The sequence below is a fragment of the Pseudomonas sp. R11-23-07 genome (assembly GCF_003852295.1).
GTDB lineage: Bacteria > Pseudomonadota > Gammaproteobacteria > Pseudomonadales > Pseudomonadaceae > Aquipseudomonas.
Genome location: NZ_CP027761.1, coordinates 5612736 through 5630574, shown reverse-complemented (window position 1 = coordinate 5630574; position 17839 = coordinate 5612736). Strand labels below are relative to the sequence as shown.

Annotated in this window: 14 protein-coding genes; 7 read left to right on the top strand and 7 right to left on the bottom strand. The window is 60.7% G+C overall.

Annotated features, from left to right (window positions below; all coding sequences use genetic code 11):
- Positions 1–11: 11 nt before the first annotated feature.
- The 3 genes from C4J84_RS25910 to uvrD all read right to left on the bottom strand — a co-directional run bounded on the left by C4J84_RS25910 (position 12) and on the right by uvrD (position 3916).
- Complete coding sequence (locus C4J84_RS25910; RefSeq protein WP_078735291.1) at positions 12–419, bottom strand: SMI1/KNR4 family protein; 408 nt, start codon at positions 417–419, stop codon at positions 12–14.
- Positions 420–553: 134 nt separating this feature from the next.
- The gene (locus C4J84_RS25905; RefSeq protein ID WP_124365039.1) at positions 554–1423 is read right to left on the bottom strand and encodes a Tim44 domain-containing protein; all 870 of its coding nucleotides are present in this window, start codon (positions 1421–1423) and stop codon (positions 554–556) included.
- A 309-nt stretch (positions 1424–1732) separates the two neighbouring features.
- Positions 1733–3916 carry a DNA helicase II gene (uvrD, locus tag C4J84_RS25900; RefSeq protein WP_124436280.1) on the bottom strand — a complete coding sequence of 728 codons (2184 nt, stop codon included), beginning with the start codon at positions 3914–3916 and terminating at the stop codon, positions 1733–1735.
- Positions 3917–4183: 267 nt separating this feature from the next.
- Here uvrD and C4J84_RS25895 point away from each other — a divergent pair, with 267 nt between their 5' ends.
- The 3 genes from C4J84_RS25895 to C4J84_RS25885 all read left to right on the top strand — a co-directional run bounded on the left by C4J84_RS25895 (position 4184) and on the right by C4J84_RS25885 (position 8566).
- Positions 4184–7057, top strand: coding sequence for an EAL domain-containing protein (locus tag C4J84_RS25895; protein ID WP_124436279.1), 2874 nt, complete (start codon positions 4184–4186; stop codon positions 7055–7057).
- Positions 7058–7219: 162 nt separating this feature from the next.
- Positions 7220–8086 carry a transcriptional regulator HexR gene (gene hexR, locus C4J84_RS25890; RefSeq protein WP_003177007.1) on the top strand — a complete coding sequence of 289 codons (867 nt, stop codon included), beginning with the start codon at positions 7220–7222 and terminating at the stop codon, positions 8084–8086.
- 282 nt (positions 8087–8368) lie between these two features.
- The gene (locus tag C4J84_RS25885; RefSeq protein WP_124365036.1) at positions 8369–8566 is read left to right on the top strand and encodes a PA3496 family putative envelope integrity protein; all 198 of its coding nucleotides are present in this window, start codon (positions 8369–8371) and stop codon (positions 8564–8566) included.
- Here C4J84_RS25885 and C4J84_RS25880 read toward each other — a convergent pair.
- The gene (locus C4J84_RS25880) at positions 8496–9470 is read right to left on the bottom strand and encodes a LysR family transcriptional regulator (protein ID WP_124368875.1); all 975 of its coding nucleotides are present in this window, start codon (positions 9468–9470) and stop codon (positions 8496–8498) included. The genes C4J84_RS25885 and C4J84_RS25880 overlap by 71 nt on opposite strands.
- A gap of 195 nt (positions 9471–9665) precedes the next feature.
- Here C4J84_RS25880 and C4J84_RS25875 point away from each other — a divergent pair, with 195 nt between their 5' ends.
- Both C4J84_RS25875 and oadA read left to right on the top strand, forming a co-directional pair.
- Positions 9666–11081: an acetyl-CoA carboxylase biotin carboxylase subunit gene (locus C4J84_RS25875; protein WP_003195732.1), complete on the top strand. Its 1416-nt coding sequence runs from the start codon at positions 9666–9668 to the stop codon at positions 11079–11081.
- 11 nt (positions 11082–11092) lie between these two features.
- Complete coding sequence (oadA, locus tag C4J84_RS25870) at positions 11093–12901, top strand: sodium-extruding oxaloacetate decarboxylase subunit alpha (RefSeq protein WP_124365034.1); 1809 nt, start codon at positions 11093–11095, stop codon at positions 12899–12901.
- Positions 12902–12983: 82 nt separating this feature from the next.
- Here the strand turns inward: oadA and C4J84_RS25865 are convergent, their stop codons facing one another.
- A complete protein-coding gene (locus C4J84_RS25865; protein ID WP_124436278.1) occupies positions 12984–14237 on the bottom strand; it encodes an autotransporter domain-containing protein in 1254 nt (417 codons plus the stop codon).
- Positions 14238–14537: 300 nt separating this feature from the next.
- Between C4J84_RS25865 and C4J84_RS25860 the strand changes: the two genes are divergently transcribed.
- Together C4J84_RS25860 and C4J84_RS25855 are read left to right on the top strand one after the other, a co-directional pair.
- A complete protein-coding gene (locus tag C4J84_RS25860) occupies positions 14538–15812 on the top strand; it encodes a HipA domain-containing protein (RefSeq protein ID WP_124436277.1) in 1275 nt (424 codons plus the stop codon).
- Complete coding sequence (locus tag C4J84_RS25855) at positions 15809–16087, top strand: helix-turn-helix domain-containing protein (RefSeq protein ID WP_124411119.1); 279 nt, start codon at positions 15809–15811, stop codon at positions 16085–16087. Before C4J84_RS25860 ends, C4J84_RS25855 begins: the two co-directional genes overlap by 4 nt.
- 3 nt (positions 16088–16090) lie before the next feature.
- On the opposite strand, the gene C4J84_RS25850 is transcribed toward C4J84_RS25855, so the two are convergent.
- Positions 16091–16921, bottom strand: coding sequence for an amino acid ABC transporter permease (locus tag C4J84_RS25850; RefSeq protein ID WP_124372326.1), 831 nt, complete (start codon positions 16919–16921; stop codon positions 16091–16093).
- Positions 16918–17739, bottom strand: coding sequence for an ABC transporter substrate-binding protein (locus C4J84_RS25845; RefSeq protein WP_124436276.1), 822 nt, complete (start codon positions 17737–17739; stop codon positions 16918–16920). Before C4J84_RS25845 ends, C4J84_RS25850 begins: the two co-directional genes overlap by 4 nt.
- Positions 17740–17839: the final 100 nt, after the last annotated feature.

Sequence of the window (17839 nt, the reverse complement as noted above, 5' to 3'; positions counted from 1 at the left end):
GGGTTTGGGAATCAGCTTTCCAGCCAGACGTCCCGTGCCCAGTGCCACACCGACTCCCAGGTCTCTTCCTGGACCAGTTCTTCCTCGGCGGACCACAGCACCACGGTGCCGTCTTCCTCGACGCAGTAGTAATCGTCGCCATCCTGGCAGATCGGGATCATGCTGCGATCAACCCCGGCATCCCAGGCGTTGGCGGCAACATCCGGCAGATAAGTGTGGGATTGCGGGTCGGTGACGGTCACCGGCTCAAGGCTGCCGTAGACCACGTCGCTGACGGTCAGCAGGAATTCGCGGAACACAAACGGGATGTCGATGAACAGTTGTTCCTCGATTTCCACCAGTTGGTCTTCGTCAGGCAGCTCCAAAGGAACCGGGACCGGTTCGTTGGCTTCACGCAGTTGTTCGATGATTTCTTCCACGGCCGGGATCCTCTTGCTAGTAGGCGCGGTTTATAGGGGCGTTTTATACAGTAGCTCGCTATAAGTGCAACCGTGAAATAGAAAACCCCGGACATGTCCGGGGTTTTGTTACCGCGTGCTCAAACGAGCAGGTATCAGCCGTTCTGGCGGATACCGGCGACCAGCCATGGCTGGTTGTCGCCTTGGGCGCGTTCCATGTTCCAGCTTTCGCTGAACACTTCGCCCTGGTCGAAACGCGAGGTCTTCGACACACCGCTGAAGGTCAGGGTGGCGATGGTCTTGTCGGCGCGATCATCCACGCCTTCCAGTTGTACGCGCAGGTCGTCGATATAGGTCGACTGGAAGGCGTCACCCAAGTCGGCGCGTTCGCGCTTGAGGAACTCGAGCAGTTGCGGGGTCACGAACTCGGAGATCTTGTCCATTTCGTTGGCGTCCCAGTGCTGCTGCAGGGACTGGAAGTGGCTGCGGGCCGCTTCGACGAAACGCTCCTCGTTGAACCAGGCCGGTGCGTTGATCACCGGACGGGCGGCGGCAGGCGCTGCCGAACCACCGAAGATCGAACCCATGGCCGGTTTTTGCTCGAACACTTCACGCTGCATCGGCGCGCCGGCCGGAGCCAGGTGCTCCTGCTGCTTGCGGCGACGGGCGGCGATAAAGCGGAAGATCACAAAGGCAATAACGGCCAGGATCAGGATGTCGAAGATCTGCATGCCCTGGAAGCCGCCGCCCATGAACATGGAGGCGAGCAGGCCACCGGCGGCGATGCCGGCCAATGGGCCCAACCAGCGCGAAGCACCGCCGGCCTTGGCAGCAGCGCCCGCAGCACCGGCCGCGCCTGCGGTAGCCGCAGCACCGCCGGCACCGGCGGATGGAGCCATCTGGCTGGTCTGGTGGGTCGGTGCCGAGCCCATGCTTTTGCCGCCACCGAAGCGTTTGGCGTTGGCGTCGAGGCTCATCGTCAAGCCGATGCACAACGCCATGGCGATGCTAAGAAAACGTTTCATAAAGGGAATTCCCATTTGTGGATTGCACGCGCGCCATGTTGCACAGGTGTCGTGACAGTGGCTAGCGACATAATGTTTCGGGCTTTTACGTAGGACCGATTCAGAATGGTCTGTAGGACTTATTACAGATATTGGCTCCATACTCGTCTAAAACAAGGGCGAGCCATGAGTCTTCATGTTACGCAGTGTTTCATAGGCGGGCTTATTGTGGCGAGGGAGCTTGCTCCCGCTGGGCTGCGCAGCAGCCCCAAAAACGGGCGCGCTGCGCACGCCAGCGGGAGCAAGCTCCCTCGCCACAAACGATCGGCTTCAGACGGCTTCGAGTTTCGCGTAGCCCATCATCAGCCACTTGCTGCCCTCGGCGAAGTTGACCTGCACCCGCGCCTGGGCGCCGGCGCCTTCGAAATTGAGGATCACGCCCTCGCCGAAGATCGCATGTCGGACCTGCTGGCCCAGGCTGAACGGGGTTTCCGGGATCTCGGAGCCGGCAAACATAGTGCTGGAGTTCTGCTGCTGGCCGCCGCCGAACGGGCGACTGACGCTGTTGGACAGACGCACTTCCTGGATCAGCCCCTTCGGCACTTCACGTACGAAGCGCGACACCTTGTTGTAGGTCTCGCTACCGTACAGGCGTCGGGTCTCGGCATAGGTCATCACCAGGTTCTGCATGGCCCGGGTAATGCCCACGTAAGCCAGGCGGCGTTCTTCCTCAAGGCGGCCGGGCTCTTCCAGGCTCATCTTGTGGGGGAACAGGCCTTCTTCCATGCCCACCAGGAACACATACGGGAATTCCAGGCCCTTGGCACTGTGCAAGGTCATCAGTTGAATGCTGTCTTCATGCTCGTCGGCCTGGGTATCGCCAGCCTCCAGCGATGCGTGACCAAGGAAAGCGGCGAGCGGGGTCTGCTCTTCATCGTCCTCGATGTTTTCGAAGGCGCGGGCGGCGCTGACCAGTTCCTCGAGGTTTTCTACGCGGGCCTGGCCTTTCTCGCCTTTCTCCGCCTCGTGGTAGGCGATCAGCCCGGACTGTTCGATCACGGTCTGGGTCATCAAGTGCAGGGGCATTTCCGCGCATTTGGCCGCGAGGTTCTCGATCAGCTCGACAAACACGCCCAATGCGCCGGCGGCGCGACCTGTCAGGCCTTTATTGGCGATGAGCAGGCGCATGGCCTCCCACATCGACACATCGGCATGGCGGGCGTGTTCGCGAATGGCCTCGACGGTTTTTTCACCGATGCCACGGGCCGGAATATTGATCACCCGCTCCAGCGCCGCATCGTTGCCGCGACCTTCCAGCAAGCGCAGGTAGGCCATGGCGTTCTTGATTTCCGCCCGCTCGAAGAAGCGCTGGCCGCCATAGATGCGATACGGGATGCGCTCGCGCAACAAGGCTTCTTCCAACACCCGCGATTGGGCGTTGGAGCGGTAGAGAATGGCGATGTCGCTGCGCGCCAGGCCGGTTTTCAGCGCGCTTTCGATGGTTTCCACCACGTAGCGCGCTTCATCGTGCTCATTGAACGCGGCGTACAGGTTGATCGCTTCGCCTTCGCCGCCGTCGGTCCACAGCTCTTTGCCCAGGCGCCCGGTGTTGTTGGCGATCAAGGCGTTGGCGGCCTTCAGGATCCCGGCGGTGGAGCGGTAGTTCTGCTCGAGGCGGATAGTCACCGCGTCCGGGAAGTCTTCGGAATACTGGTAGATGTTCTCGATTTTCGCGCCGCGCCAGCCGTAGATCGACTGGTCGTCGTCGCCTACTACCATCAGGCTGTCGCCGCCCTTGGCAAGCAGGCGCAACCAGGCGTATTGCACGGCGTTGGTGTCTTGGAACTCGTCCACCAGCACGTGCCGGAAGCGCTTCTGGTAATGGGCCAGCAAGCCGGGGTTGTCGCGCCATAGGTCAAGGGCACGCAACAGCAGTTCGGAGAAGTCGATCACACCGGCGCGTAAGCACGCCGCCTCGTAGGCTTCATAGATGCTGCGCATGGTCGCCAGGAACAAGTCACCGCTGGCCTGGATATGTTGCGGGCGCAGGCCTTCGTCTTTCTGGCCGTTGATAAACCACTGGGCCTGGCGTGCCGGCCAACGCTGTTCATCAAGGCCCAGCTCGCGGATTACCCGCTTGACCAGGCGTTGCTGGTCGTCGCTGTCGAGTATCTGGAACGTCTGGCTCAGCCCCGCTTCCTGCCAATGCGCCCGCAACAGGCGGTGCGCCAGCCCGTGGAAGGTGCCCACCCACATGCCGGCCGGGCTGATGCCCATCAACTGCTCGATGCGATGGCGCATCTCGGCAGCCGCCTTGTTGGTGAACGTCACCGACAGGATGGAATGGGGAGAAGCGTTCTCGACCTGGATCAACCAGGCGATACGGTGCACCAGGACTCGGGTTTTACCGGAGCCAGCACCGGCCAGGACCAACTGACGGCCAACGGGGGCCGCTACGGCCTGGCGTTGGGCATCGTTGAGGGAGTTCAGCAAAAGGGAGAGATCATCGCGCATCGGCGCATTCTAGGGTGCCGGGGGGAGACGGGCAAATCCCAATGCCGGGTGGTCGACACAAAACTACCTGCGCGCAAACATTCTGCGGGTGCGGATGACCGGTTAGTCATGCGCCACAGCCCGCGTGCCGTCTCGTTCAAGCTGTCTGGGACAACGTTTTGCGCTCAACCGGCGATGGGTTTTTATGACCTGGAGCGGTTTGGTCCGAGCGCTTGCTTGTGTATGCTCCGACGACGTTTCGGGCTCACCATTATAAGAACACTGCCTATGACCTTTGACACTGACCTGTTCGGCCCCTCGGCGGCGCCTGCGCAGGTTATCCGCAAACACTATGCCACCGAGATCGCGGTCGAGCGTACACGCCTGCTGTATCAGGGCTCGCTGCTGCCGACCCTGTTGATGCTGGTCAACGGTTTGGTCTGCGCCTGGCTTTTGTGGGACCCCAAGCAATACCTGCTCGACAGCGTCTGGCTGGTCTGGTTGCTGGCCCTGGTGGCGATGCGCGTCATCCAGGTGGCGGCGTTTGATTCGGCGATGCCCAGCCGGCAGGCCCAGCCCGTCTGGCGGCGCATGTTCATGCTCGGTTCAGCGGTCAGCGGCCTGACCCTGTCGGTCGCCGCCATCGCCCTGGTGCCGACCGACAGCTTCATGCAACAGGCCTGGGTGTTCGGCCTGATCGGCGCGGCGACGTTGTCGGCCAGCGTGGCCTATGCCGTCAGCCTTTGGGCCTTTCTGTCCTTCGCCTTGCCCTGCCTGTTGCCGGTCATCGCCTATCTGTTCTGGAATGGCACCTCGCGGCAACAGGGTTGGGGCGTGCTCGGTCTGATCCTGTTGGCGTCGTTGAGTGTGGTGGCGTGGCAGGTCAACCGCCTGATCCAGCGCGGGCTGCTGCGACGCTTCCAGAACCAGGCCCTGATCGAGCATTTGCAGCAGGCGCAGCAGCGCAGCGAGCAGTTGAATCAGGAACTGCTGCGCGAAGTCGAGCAGCGCCGCGAGGTCGAACAGGAGCTGCGTGAAGCCCAGGTCGGCCTGCAAGACCGTGTGGCGCTGCGCAGCCAGGAATTGGACGCCGCCAGCCTCGCCCTGAATCAAAGCGAGGCGCGCCTGGCCATGGCGCTGCAGGCCAGTGAACTGGGCCTGTGGGACTGGAACCTGCAAACCGATGAGGTGCACCACACCCAGCTCAAGGAACTGTTCGGGCTGGAACCTGAGTTTGTCACCGCGATGCTCAGCCATCTCAAGCCGCGCCTGCACCCCGACGACCTGCCGCTGCTCAAGCATGCGCTGGTGGAGCATCTCAAGGGCCGCAGCGAGGACTATCAGGTGGAATACCGCATCCGCCATGGCGATGGGCACTGGGTGTGGATCGAGGACCGGGGGCGCGCGGTAGAGCGTTCGCCCAGTGGCCGGGTGATCCGCATGCTCGGCACACGCCGCGACATCAGTGCCAGCAAGGCCGTGGAAGAACAGCAACGGCTCGCCTCGACGGTGTTCGAGGCCGCCAGCGAAGGCATCGTGATTCTCGACCCGAACTATGTGCTGCTCGCCGTCAACCAGGCGTTCAGCCGTGTCACCGGTTTTGACATCGACGACATGCTCGGTCGCAATGTCGTGGAGCTGCCCAGCAGTCGCGATGCCCGGCGCCACTTCCCGGTGATCCGCCAGGCGCTGCTCAGCCACGGCACCTGGCAGGGCGAGTTGGTGGAAACACGCAAGAACGGCGAGCTGTACCCGCAGTGGCTGCAACTGAGCGTGGTGCGCGATGTTCGCGGAAATGCCAGTCATATAGTGGGCTTTTTCGCCGATCTGTCCGCGCGGCGCGAGTCCGAGGAGCGCATGCGCTACCTCACCCATTACGACGAGTTGACCGGCCTGGCCAACCGTTCGCTGTTTCGCGAACGGCTGCGCGAAGCGCATCAACGCGTACGTCAGGGTGGGCGCAGCCTGGCGCTGCTGCACATCAACCTCGACCGTTTCAAGCTGCTCAATGACAGCCTTGGCCATGAAGTGGCCGACCAACTGTTGCAGAAAATGGCGCGGCGCTTGATCAACGCACTGCCGGAAGCAGACACCATTGCACGCCTGTCCGGTGATGAATTCGCTGTGCTGTTCGACGCCTATGGCAACCTGTCGAGCCTGGCGCGGGTGGCGACTCGGCTGCTGGCCAAGCTGCGCGTGCCGGTGACGGTGGAGGGGCATGAGCTGGTGGTCAGCGCCTCCATGGGCGTCAGCCTGCTGCCGGATAACGCGCGGGAAATTTCTGCGCTGGTCAGCCAATCGAATATGGCGATGCAGCATGCCAAGCACCTGGGCGGGAACAATTTCCAGTTCTACACCGACAGCCTGCAAGCCAGCACCCTGGAGCGCTTGCAACTGGAAAACCATCTGCGCAAGGCCATCGACGAGGGCCAGCTCACGGTGTTCTACCAACCCAAACTGTGCCTGGCCACCGGCACGCTCAATGCGGCCGAGGCCCTGGTGCGCTGGGAACATCCGCAGTGGGGCCTGGTGCCGCCGGGAGACTTTATCGGCCTGGCCGAAGAAACCGGCCTGATCGTGCCGTTGGGTGAGCTGGTGTTGCGCCAGGCGTGCTGGCAGGCCTGTGAGTGGCAACGCCAGGGGCTGGCGCCGATTCGGGTGTCGGTGAACCTGTCGGTGCATCAGTTGCGCCAGGGCAAGCTGGTCAGTCTGGTGCGCCAGGTGCTGGAGGAGACCGGGTTGGACCCGCAATACCTCGAATTGGAATTGACCGAAAGCCAGTTGCTCGACAGTGTCGAGCACATCATCACCACCTTCCGGCAGCTACGCGACCTGGGCGTGAAGCTGGCCATCGACGATTTCGGCACCGGCTATTCATCCCTCAGCTACCTCAAGCGGATTCCGGTGGACTACGTGAAGATCGACCAGACCTTTATCCGGGGTCTTGGCCAGGGCCGCGAGGATGCGGCCATTACCCGGGCGATCATTGCCATGGCCCATGGGTTGTCGCTCAAAGTGGTGGCCGAAGGCGTGGAGGACCAGCAGCAACTGGACTTCCTGCGAAGCGAGCAGTGCGACGAGGTGCAGGGTTATCTGATCAGCCGGCCGATGGACGCTGAGGGGCTGGCAGATTTGTTACGAAAAAATCCAGATTTTTCTTAACGACTCAAGTGGCGTCCCTGTGGCTACAAAGCCTCTGCCCTTAGTTTCAGAGGGGAGCGGGGCGATTTAGTGCTGCATCAGGCGGGCAAAACGGCAATTCTTGTAGTATAACTACAAGCTTGCTACATCCCTGGCGTCTGCCAATAACAAGAGTCCTGCCCTTTGAACCTGTTGCAACATATCGCCCAGTCGCGCCACCTGTTACGCAAATCGGAACTCAAGGTTGCCGATCACGTGCTGCTTGACCCAGCGGCTGTGATGCACAGTTCCATGGCCGACCTGGCCCACAGCGTGGGCATCAGTGAGCCGACCATCGTGCGCTTCTGCCGCGCCATCGGTTGCTCCGGGTTCCAGGACTTGAAACTCAAGCTGGCGCAAAGCCTGGCCGCCGGTGCGAGCTTCGGCCAGTTTGCGATCCATGAAGACGACTCGGTCGCTGACTACAGCCTGAAAATCTTCGACACCACCTTGCACACCTTGATGGAAGTGCGCGAGAAGCTCGACCCGGTGGAGCTGCAAAAGGCCGTGACCGCGATGTCCCAGGCCCAGCGCGTGGAGTTCTATGGCTTTGGTGCTTCCGGCGCGGTAGCGGCCGACGCCCAGCACAAATTTTTCCGTCTGCTGCTCACGGCGGCGGCCTACAGCGACCCGCACATGCAGGCGATGTCGGCGGTGACCTTGAAGCCCACCGACGTGGCCATCTGTATTTCCCAGTCCGGTCGCTCCAAAGACCTGCTCATCACCGCCAACCTGGTGCGTGAAAGCGGCGCTTCGCTGATCACCCTGTGCCCGAGCCAGACGCCATTGGCGGAATTGTCCACAGTGAACCTGGCGATCGACGTACACGAAGACACCGAGATCTACACACCGCTGACCTCGCGCATTGCTCACCTGGTGGTGATCGATGTGTTGGCAATGGGCGTGGCCATGGCCCGCGGGCCGAGCCTGGTCAACCACCTCAAGAGCGTGAAGCGCAGTTTGCGCAGCCTGCGGTTGTCGCCAAAATCCGTCAAAGCCCTCGACGACTGATCAACTGTACACAGAACAAAATGTGGGAGGGGGGCAAGCCCTAATGCCAGTCTGTAGGAGCGAGCTTGCTCGCGAAAAACGTCAACGATAACGAGTGCTTTCTGAATGAACGCGGTGCCTGTGAGTTTTTCGCGAGCAAGCTCGCTCCTACAGAGGGCTCTAGGGCAAGCCCCCTCCCACATTTGCATCTTCTGTGTGCTCAGAATCTTCATCAGGCTGTCATAGCCCCGTCATCCTCCGCGACCATCCTGTACTCCCCGTACTCGCATTGGGAGACTCCAAATGGCCCGGCCCTACGAAGACAGCAACAGCACCGTCAAGACCCGTCGTCAGCAGGAAGACCAGCGCCGCATGGCGTTCCGTCGCGCAATCGAAGACCGCTGCGACCAGCGCCAACTGCTGCAGAGCATCAGTGACTACCCGGAACTCCATTGGCAGGCACCCTTGGCTGCCCAGCGAAACGCTCAGCCAGCGCGCTGATCTGCACCCGTTCGCTGCGGATAAAGCCCAGGAACGCGTGGGCCACCGGTGACAGCCGCTTGGCTTTGGCTTGCACCAGGCACCAACTGCGGTACAGCGGCAGTTCTTCCACCGGCAGCTCCTTGAGCCCGCCGGTGGCCAGCTCCAGGTTCAGGGCGTGGCGCGTCAGCAGGGCCACGCCCAACCCTGCAGCTACGCACTCGCGTTGCGCCTCGGCCGAGGCCACTTCCACTGTCTGCGTGAAGTGCACGCGTTTTTCCTTGAAGTACTCTTCGCAGGCCAGCCGCGTGCCGGAACCCGGTTCGCGGATGAGCAGGGTGTAGGGTTCCAGATCCTGCAGGCGTAGCGGCCCTTGCAGGCTCAAGGGGTGATCCGGCAGCGCCACGGCGACAATCGGATTATTCAGAAATGGCAGGAATTCCAGGCCCATGTCCTGAGGCACCATGGACATGATCACCAGGTCGTCACGGTTGTCCGAAAGCCGGCGAATCACCTGGGCGCGATTGACCACGGTCAGGTGCAATTGCACCTCCGGGTGTTGGCGCTTGAAGGCGGCGAACAAGTGCGGCACGAAGTACTTGGCGCTGGACTCCACCGCCAGCTTCAACTGGCCCTGCAGGGAACCCTGCATGTCCGACAGCTGCATATCGAGATTTTCCAGGCGCCCGAAAATATCCCGGCTGGCCCGCTGCAAGGCTTCAGCGGCCTCGGTCATGTAGAGCTTTTTGCCGACATAATCGAACAGCGGCTGGCCAAGCAGCTCTTCGAGCTGGCGAATTTGCAGGCTGACGGCGGGTTGGGTGAGGGACATTTCCTCGGCTGCACGGCTGTAGGAACGCAGATCACACACTTCATTGAAAATCTGCAATTGACGCAATGTCATACGCATCAATGACTTACGCATTAAGTAACTCCTCAAGCCCCGGTCGTCCGGCCAACTATAAGTCTTTACTTATACACAGCCCAACAATTATTGATTTTTGTTAATCCTCAAGTGCGCATAGTGTGTGTCTCGCGACTGTCATGAAACATTTGGTCACGCGTCGACCCGCCTACAACGGGTCGAAGAACGCAGCAATCGGCTCAAGGGAATTTCCAAGTGATAAAAAAGATCCTGATCGCCAACCGTGGTGAAATTGCCGTACGAATCGTGCGTGCCTGCGCCGAGATGGGCATTCGCTCGGTTGCGGTTTATTCGGACGCCGACCGCCACGCGTTACACGTCAAGCGTGCCGACGAAGCCCACAGCATCGGTGCCGAGCCCTTGGCCGGCTACCTGAACCCGCGCAAGCTGGTGAACCTGGCCGTGGAAACCGGTTGCGATGCGCTGCACCCCGGCTACGGCTTTCTGTCGGAAAACGCCGAATTGGCGGACATCTGCGCCGAACGCGGCATCAAGTTCATCGGCCCCTCGGCGGAAGTGATTCGCCGCATGGGCGACAAGACCGAAGCGCGCCGCAGCATGATCAAGGCCGGCGTGCCGGTCACGCCGGGCACCGAAGGCAACGTCGCCGATATCCATGAAGCCCTCACCGAAGGCGACCGTATCGGTTACCCGGTGATGCTCAAGGCCACCTCCGGTGGTGGCGGGCGCGGTATCCGTCGTTGCAACAGCCGCGAAGAACTTGAACAAGCCTTCCCCCGAGTGATTTCCGAGGCCACCAAGGCCTTCGGTTCGGCGGAAGTGTTCCTGGAAAAATGCATCGTCAATCCCAAGCACATCGAAGCGCAGATCCTCGGTGACAGCTTTGGCAACGTCGTGCACCTGTTCGAGCGCGACTGCTCGATCCAGCGTCGCAACCAGAAACTCATCGAAATCGCTCCCAGCCCGCAGCTCACCCCTGAACAGCGCGCCTATATCGGCGATCTGTCGGTGCGTGCGGCCAAGGCCGTGGGCTACGAGAACGCCGGCACCGTGGAGTTCTTGCTCGCCGAGGGCGAGGTGTACTTCATGGAGATGAACACTCGGGTGCAGGTGGAACACACCATCACCGAAGAAATCACCGGGATCGACATCGTCCGCGAGCAGATCCGCATCGCCTCGGGCCTGCCGCTGTCGGTCAAGCAGGAAGACATCCAGCACCGTGGCTTCGCGTTGCAGTTCCGTATCAACGCCGAAGACCCGAAAAACAACTTCCTGCCAAGCTTCGGCAAGATCACCCGTTACTACGCCCCCGGTGGCCCCGGCGTGCGTACCGACACGGCGATCTACACCGGCTACACCATCCCGCCGTTCTACGACTCCATGTGCCTGAAACTGGTGGTGTGGGCGTTGACCTGGGAAGAAGCCATGGACCGCGGCCTGCGTGCCCTGGATGACATGCGCCTGCAAGGCGTGAAGACCACCGCCGCCTACTACCAGGAAATCCTGCGCAACCCGGAATTCCGCAGCGGCCAATTTAATACAAGCTTTGTGGAAAGCCACCCTGAGCTGACCAACTACTCGATCAAGCGCAAACCCGAAGAGCTGGCCCTGGCCATCGCCGCCGCCATCGCCGCCCACGCAGGCCTGTGAGGAACATTCCAATGTCTAAGAAAATCTTCGTAACCGACACCATCCTGCGCGACGCCCACCAATCGTTGCTGGCGACCCGCATGCGCACTGACGACATGCTGCCGATCTGCGACAAGCTCGACAAAGTCGGCTACTGGTCCCTGGAAGTCTGGGGCGGCGCAACGTTCGACGCCTGCGTGCGCTTCCTCAAAGAAGACCCGTGGGAGCGCCTGCGCCAACTGCGCGCCGCATTGCCCAACACGCGCCTGCAAATGCTGTTGCGCGGCCAGAACCTGCTGGGCTACCGCCACTACAGCGACGACGTGGTCCGCGCGTTCGTTGCCAAAGCCGCCGTTAATGGCATCGATGTGTTCCGCATCTTCGATGCCATGAACGACGTGCGTAACCTGCGCGTGGCCATCGAAGCGGTCAAAGCCGCCGGCAAGCACGCCCAGGGTACCATCGCCTACACCACCAGCCCGGTGCACACCGTCGAGGCGTTCGTGGCCCAGGCCAAGCAGCTCGAATCCATGGGCTGCGACTCCATCGCGATCAAGGACATGGCCGGCCTGCTGACGCCCTACGCCACCGGCGAGCTGGTCAAGGCGCTGAAAGCCGAGCAGAACCTGCCGATTTTTATCCACTCCCACGACACCGCAGGTTTGGCCGCGATGTGCCAACTCAAGGCCATCGAAAACGGCGCCGACCACATCGACACCGCCATCTCCAGCTTCGCCTGGGGCACCAGCCACCCGGGCACCGAGTCGATGGTCGCCGCCCTCAAGGGCAGCGAATTCGACACCGGCCTGGACCTGGAACTGCTGCAGGAAATCGGCCTGTACTTCTATGCCGTGCGCAAGAAATACCACCAGTTCGAAAGCGAGTTCACCGCTGTCGACACCCGCGTGCAAGTCAACCAGGTGCCCGGTGGGATGATTTCCAACCTGGCCAACCAGTTGAAAGAGCAGGGCGCGCTGAACCGCATGAGCGAAGTGCTCGCCGAAATCCCCCGCGTGCGTGAAGACCTTGGCTTCCCGCCGCTGGTCACCCCAACCTCGCAGATCGTCGGCACCCAGGCGTTCTTCAACGTGCTGGCCGGCGAGCGTTACAAGACCATCACCAACGAAGTGAAGCTCTACCTGCAAGGCGGCTACGGCAAGGCGCCGGGCACTGTAAACGAGAAGCTGCGCCGCCAGGCCATCGGCAGCGAGGAGGTGATCGATGTACGCCCGGCCGATTTGCTCAAGCCGGAAATGACCAAGCTGCGCGGTGAAATCGGCGCGTTGGCCAAGTCCGAAGAAGACGTGCTGACCTACGCCATGTTCCCCGACATCGGTCGCAAGTTCCTCGAAGAGCGCGACGCTGGCACCCTGGCGCCGGAAGTCCTGCTGCCGATCCCTGAAGCCGGCGGCGTGGCCCGTGCCGGTGGCGAAGGCGTGCCGACCGAGTTCGTCATCGATGTACACGGTGAAAGCTACCGTGTGGACATCACCGGTGTCGGCGTCAAAGCCGAAGGCAAGCGCCACTTCTACCTGTCCATCGACGGCATGCCCGAAGAAGTGGTGTTCGAACCGCTCAACGAGTTCGTCAGCAGCGGCGGCAGCAAGCGCAAGCATGCCACCGAGCCAGGCCATGTCAGCACCGCGATGCCAGGCAATATCGTCGACGTGCTGGTCAAGGAAGGCGACGTGGTCAAGGCCGGCCAGGCGGTGCTGATCACCGAGGCGATGAAGATGGAAACCGAAGTGCAGGCCTCCATCGCCGGTAAAGTCACTGCCGTGCATGTGGCCAAGGGCGACCGCGTGAACCCTGGCGAAATCTTGATTGAAATCGAAGGCTGATACCTAGCCTTCGACACTACCGCTTAAACCTCGGGGGGGCATGTGCCCCCTTTTTTTTGCCTGCTGATCAGGCATTGGCGCCTTAGAACGCCATCGCCCACTGCCCCATCAATCCCTGGTTGCGACTCGTGCTGCCGAACGCGGCGGTGTAGGCCAGGCCCACGGTGTGTTCAGCCGACAGTGCCATGTCCATGCCGGTACGCAGCGCCAGGCTGTTGCGGTCCAGAGCAGTGCCGCCGATGGTGAACTCGCTGTTGAAGTCCTCTCGTTTATTCCAGGCAAATGACTGGCGAACGCGACTGTTAACGTCGCCATACAGGTGTTTCCATTGGGTGCTCAGGTGCGGTTTGAGGGTCATCTGGTTGCCCATTGCAACGTCGTGGCTCAAGCGAAGACCGAAGGTGCTACTGAAGTTTTGCTGGGTTTGTGCACCCACGTCCAAAGCGCTATAGCCGCCTTTTTCCTGGAAGCGGTCGCGCTGATAACGTTGAAAACCGGCGCTGGCAAAGGGCTCGGCGTGCAAGCCGCCGATATCCAGTTGATAGCCCGCCTCTGCGAATACGTTTTGGCTCTGGGCGTTGTACTTGCCGGTGAGGTTCTGGCGAAGGTCAATGAGGTCGAAATCGACCGTACGTTTGTTTTTTCCGGTATGGCTGCTGTAAAGCGCGCCCAGACGCAACGCCAGTGGTCCGTCTTGACGCACGGCGTAAGCGCCCAGGTGCCAGCTGTCCAGATCACCCTTGAAACGCGTGGCGTTCAGTTCACTGCCGGACTTGCCGCCCACCACGCCCACCCGCCATGCGTGGTCGATTGACCAGTCAGCCCCCAGCAGCAGGCCTTGGCTGCGTTGTTTCAGACCGGCACTGCCGTGCTGGGCATCGAGGCTGCCGCTATTGCCCAAGCCTTGGAACCACACGCGTCCCGTCTCGCTGGCGTGGTTGTCCGGCAGACGTATTGCCGACAACAGGCTGTCGTTCAATTGTTTCATGCTGTTTTGGGTGGCGGTGCCCAAGTTGGCGTTCTGGCTGCCTGCCAATTGCTCAAGTTGGTCTTTTTCCCATTCGTGCAGTTCGTCCGACGCCAGCAGTGTGTCCACTGCGGAGTCCAGCACATGGGCGACGCTCAAGCCGTTGCGGCTGGTAGCCGTGTTGGCGAAGTAGAAGTCTTCAGGCGCCGGGAGGGCCGGTTCGAAATATTGTTTTCCACCGTTCACCGGAGTCGGCTCAAGCCATTCACTGTCTGGCTCGATGTCGCCGCGTGCCTGCGCCTGTTGAGTGCTGATCGCTGCGAACGCCAGGGTGATGGCCAGCGCGAGTTGTTTGTGTATGAGCGGCATGTAAACCCACCTCTTAATGTATGAGGCTGGGAATTTAGCGGGGTGCCGGGGGGATAAATGTCAGGCCGGGGGCTGCGGATTTGCGGGAGTTGTCTTTAGTCCGTTGCGATTTAAGCACTAGGGTTGCGATTGACTGTGCTGATATGTATTTAAATGCGTATTTCACGCATTGACTGGCAATTTTATGCACTATATTGCATATATGACGAGGAATCTAAGTAGGCAGGTGCATTAAATTGCAAATTGAATCGACATTAAAGCTCACGGTACAGGTCTTCGCCAACGACCGATGGCAGGACTATGGATCTGGATTTTCTTGAGCCATCCAGCGGTTTTATGGGGCCATGCCGGTTCGGCTATGCCTCGCCTTACTTAGTCGAGCATCTTGATCATATCCCTACCGTCTTTGCCCCTGCCGTCAGCGTCGGGGTACCGCCCAGCTGGAATCAAAATACTTTCAAGCAAGCGCCCGGATTTGTGTATGACATTGCGCCAGCAGGTGCAGCCAAGCGCTTTCTACTGAGCCATATGGACACGGTAAAGCCCGAGGGTATGAGCGCTGACTTGTTTCTGCTGGCATTTAATACGCCAGCCCCGATTGGGCATATGCGCATCAAAGAATCAGTGAGAGGTTGTCTGAATCGTCCAAAAATCGGATTTTCACGCCAGGATGTAGTGGCGCGCGACAATCGATTTCTGGAGTACGCCTATGAACAAGGGGCGGCTATTGGTGGTGCCACAGGCGCGGGTGGCGAGGCCCCGAAGCTACTGTTGACCGAAAGTCGGGAGGGGCTGTTGTATCCAGATGCCGCGCTGGATGATGCCCAAGTGAGCCAGCATTGGTTCATCAAGTTCGCTCGCAATCAGGCATCGCAAAGAGACCAGGATATTCTCAGGAGCGAATATCACTACTACAAGGCCTTGCATTCCTTGGGTATCGAGACGGTTGCCAGCGAGGGCTTAGCGTTGGAGCAGTCGAGCAGGCCCAGCCTGTGGATGCACCGCTTTGATCGCGCGGTCTGTGGTCAACGTGTCGAGCGTTTCGCGGTCGAATCGCTTTACGCGGCTGCTGGCATCACTGTTCCCGGCAGTCGGATGGATCATGTAAGCGTGCTTCAGATGCTGGTGAGTTTGTGGAAGGCGGCGGGCCAGGAGGCGCAAGTAGCTGATCTGGTGGCGGACTATTTGCGTCGCGATCTGCTGAACAAAATCCTGGGTAATTCAGATAACCATGGGCGCAACACCTCCATTATCCGAGGTCCGGGAAGTCTGCGCATGGCGCCGGTTTATGACCTGGCGCCCATGGTCATGGATGATGAGGGCATAACCCGCACCACTAAATGGCCCGGCCGGCTGGAAATTGCTGGCGATGTAGATTGGCGTGGCGCCTGCGGTGCCTTGGCGACTTTAGTCGATGCCGATAGCGCCTTCGAACGTCTACGCCAGGATGCCGAGCGTCTGCGGGCGCTGCCGGATCTTCTGCTGGACAGCGGACTGCCTGAGACTACGTGGAGCCATCCCCGTATTGCCCTGCGCAGCTTGGATCAGCACCTGATTAAGTGGGGTTTGAGATGAGTCTCTCCACGGAGCAAAGGGCGCAACTGATTGCGGCTATCGAAGAAGGCTTGGCCGAGGGTTCGCTCGAACTGGGGAACGCGGTGCGACGTTTGCGTGTCGAGGTGACGGGATTGCACCAGAGTCAGTTTGCGCGCATGTGCAAAATTTCTGTGCGCACGCTGGTGCATATCGAACAGGGTGAGGGTAACCAGACGCTGAAGACGCTGGACGCGGTACTGCGGCCTTTTGGTTTGCAGATGGGCGTGATCCGAGTTCGACGCCCGCTCTACTAACCTTCACCTACGGCCCGCATAGCCCTTGCCATAGTGCCGCTCCATACGCGCCTGGATCAGCTCCAGTCCGAGAGACATCACCCAATAGATGATTGCCGCCGTGGTGAGCATCTCGATATAGCGATAGCTTGAGCGCCCATAGGATTGTGCGAGGAACATCACTTCCCACACGCCCATCACCGAGATCAGCGACGAGTCCTTGAGCATCGAGATGAACTGGTTGGTGGCCGGCGGGACGATGGTGCGCATGGCCTGGGGCAGGGTGACGTGCCAGAAGATCGCGCTGTCGCGCATGCCCAGGGCCAGTGCCGCTTCCCGTTGGCCGTGGGGCACGCCGAGGATACCGGCGCGGAAGATTTCGCTCAGGTAGGCGCCGTAGTTCAGCGACAGCGCGATGATCCCGGCGACGATCGCGCCCGGAACCAGGCCCAGTTGCGGCAGGCCGAGGTAGATCAGCAGGATCTGGATCAGCAGCGGCGTACCGCGAAAAAACGAGGCATAGAACGTGGCAATGCCGAAGGCCAGGGCGCTTTTCGACACGCGTCCCAGCGCAGTGACGAAACCCAGCACCGACGAAGCCACGATCGAACACAGGCACAGAAACAGCGTCAGCGCCGCGCCTTGCAGGAAGCCGTTGGGCGCCAGGTGCACGCCAACCAGGTTGGGCAGCTTGTCGAGGATGATCGAGAACTTCAGGTCAAAGCTCAGGAAGAAGCTGGCAAACAGGCAAAGCAGTGCGGCCCAGGTCAGGAACAGCCGCGTGCGAAAGCCGAACAGCCGCCGCAGCCGCGACGTGGTTACCGGGGGTTGGGGCGGGGTCGGGAATGCGGTCATTGGCTGATGTCGGCGCCGATCCATTTTTGCGACAGCTTGCTCAAGGTGCCGTCCTGCTTGAGCTGCGCGAAGACCTCACGCACTTTGCTGTCCCACTGCGGGTCGCCTTTTTCGATGGCGACCGAGTTGGGCTCCGAGTAGAGCGGCTCGCCGGCCAGCTTGAAGCGCTTGTCGGCGGTCAAGCGTGGTTGGGCGGTCACCAGGTTGGTGAGGATTGCGTCCAGGCGCACGCCGGCGCCCAGGCCGAGGTCCTGGAAGGCCACGTTGTCGGTGTCGTACGGCGCGATCTGCACGTCCTCGAACGGATACTGCAGTTGCGTGTCTTCGGCGCCTTCGATCACCAGATTCTTGTTCAGATAGCTCTCGTAGCTCGATGCGCTGGTCAGGCCGACTTTCTTGCCGCTCAGGTCCTTGGCGCCGTGGATGCGGTCATCCTTGGCATTGACCACGATCACCGCAGGCGAGGCGTAGTACTCCACCGGGAAATCGAACACTTCGGCGCGCGCCTTGCTCGGGGTCATGGAGCAGATGCAGATGTCGTAGCGCCCGCTCCAGCGGCCGGCGGCGATCACGTCCCAGGACGGGGTTTCCAGGCGAAGATTCACGCCCAGTTTTTGTGCCACGGCCTTGGCCACGTCGACGTCGAAGCCGTCGAGTTGGTTCTGCTCATTGAGAAACGAAAACGGCGGATAGCTCTCCATCAGCACGCCCACCAGTTCTTTCTTTTGCTCGATCCGATCCAGGGTGGTACCGCCGAAGGCCTGAGTGGAGGCAGCGAGCATGGTCAGGCCCAGGGCCAATAGCGGTTTAAGTTTCAAAGCAGACACCTGAAGAAAAAAGAGTTGTGATGAGCCGACTGGTGCGTATTAAATAGTTATAAGAACGACTCTCATAGTGAGTTATTTTCATAAGCATATG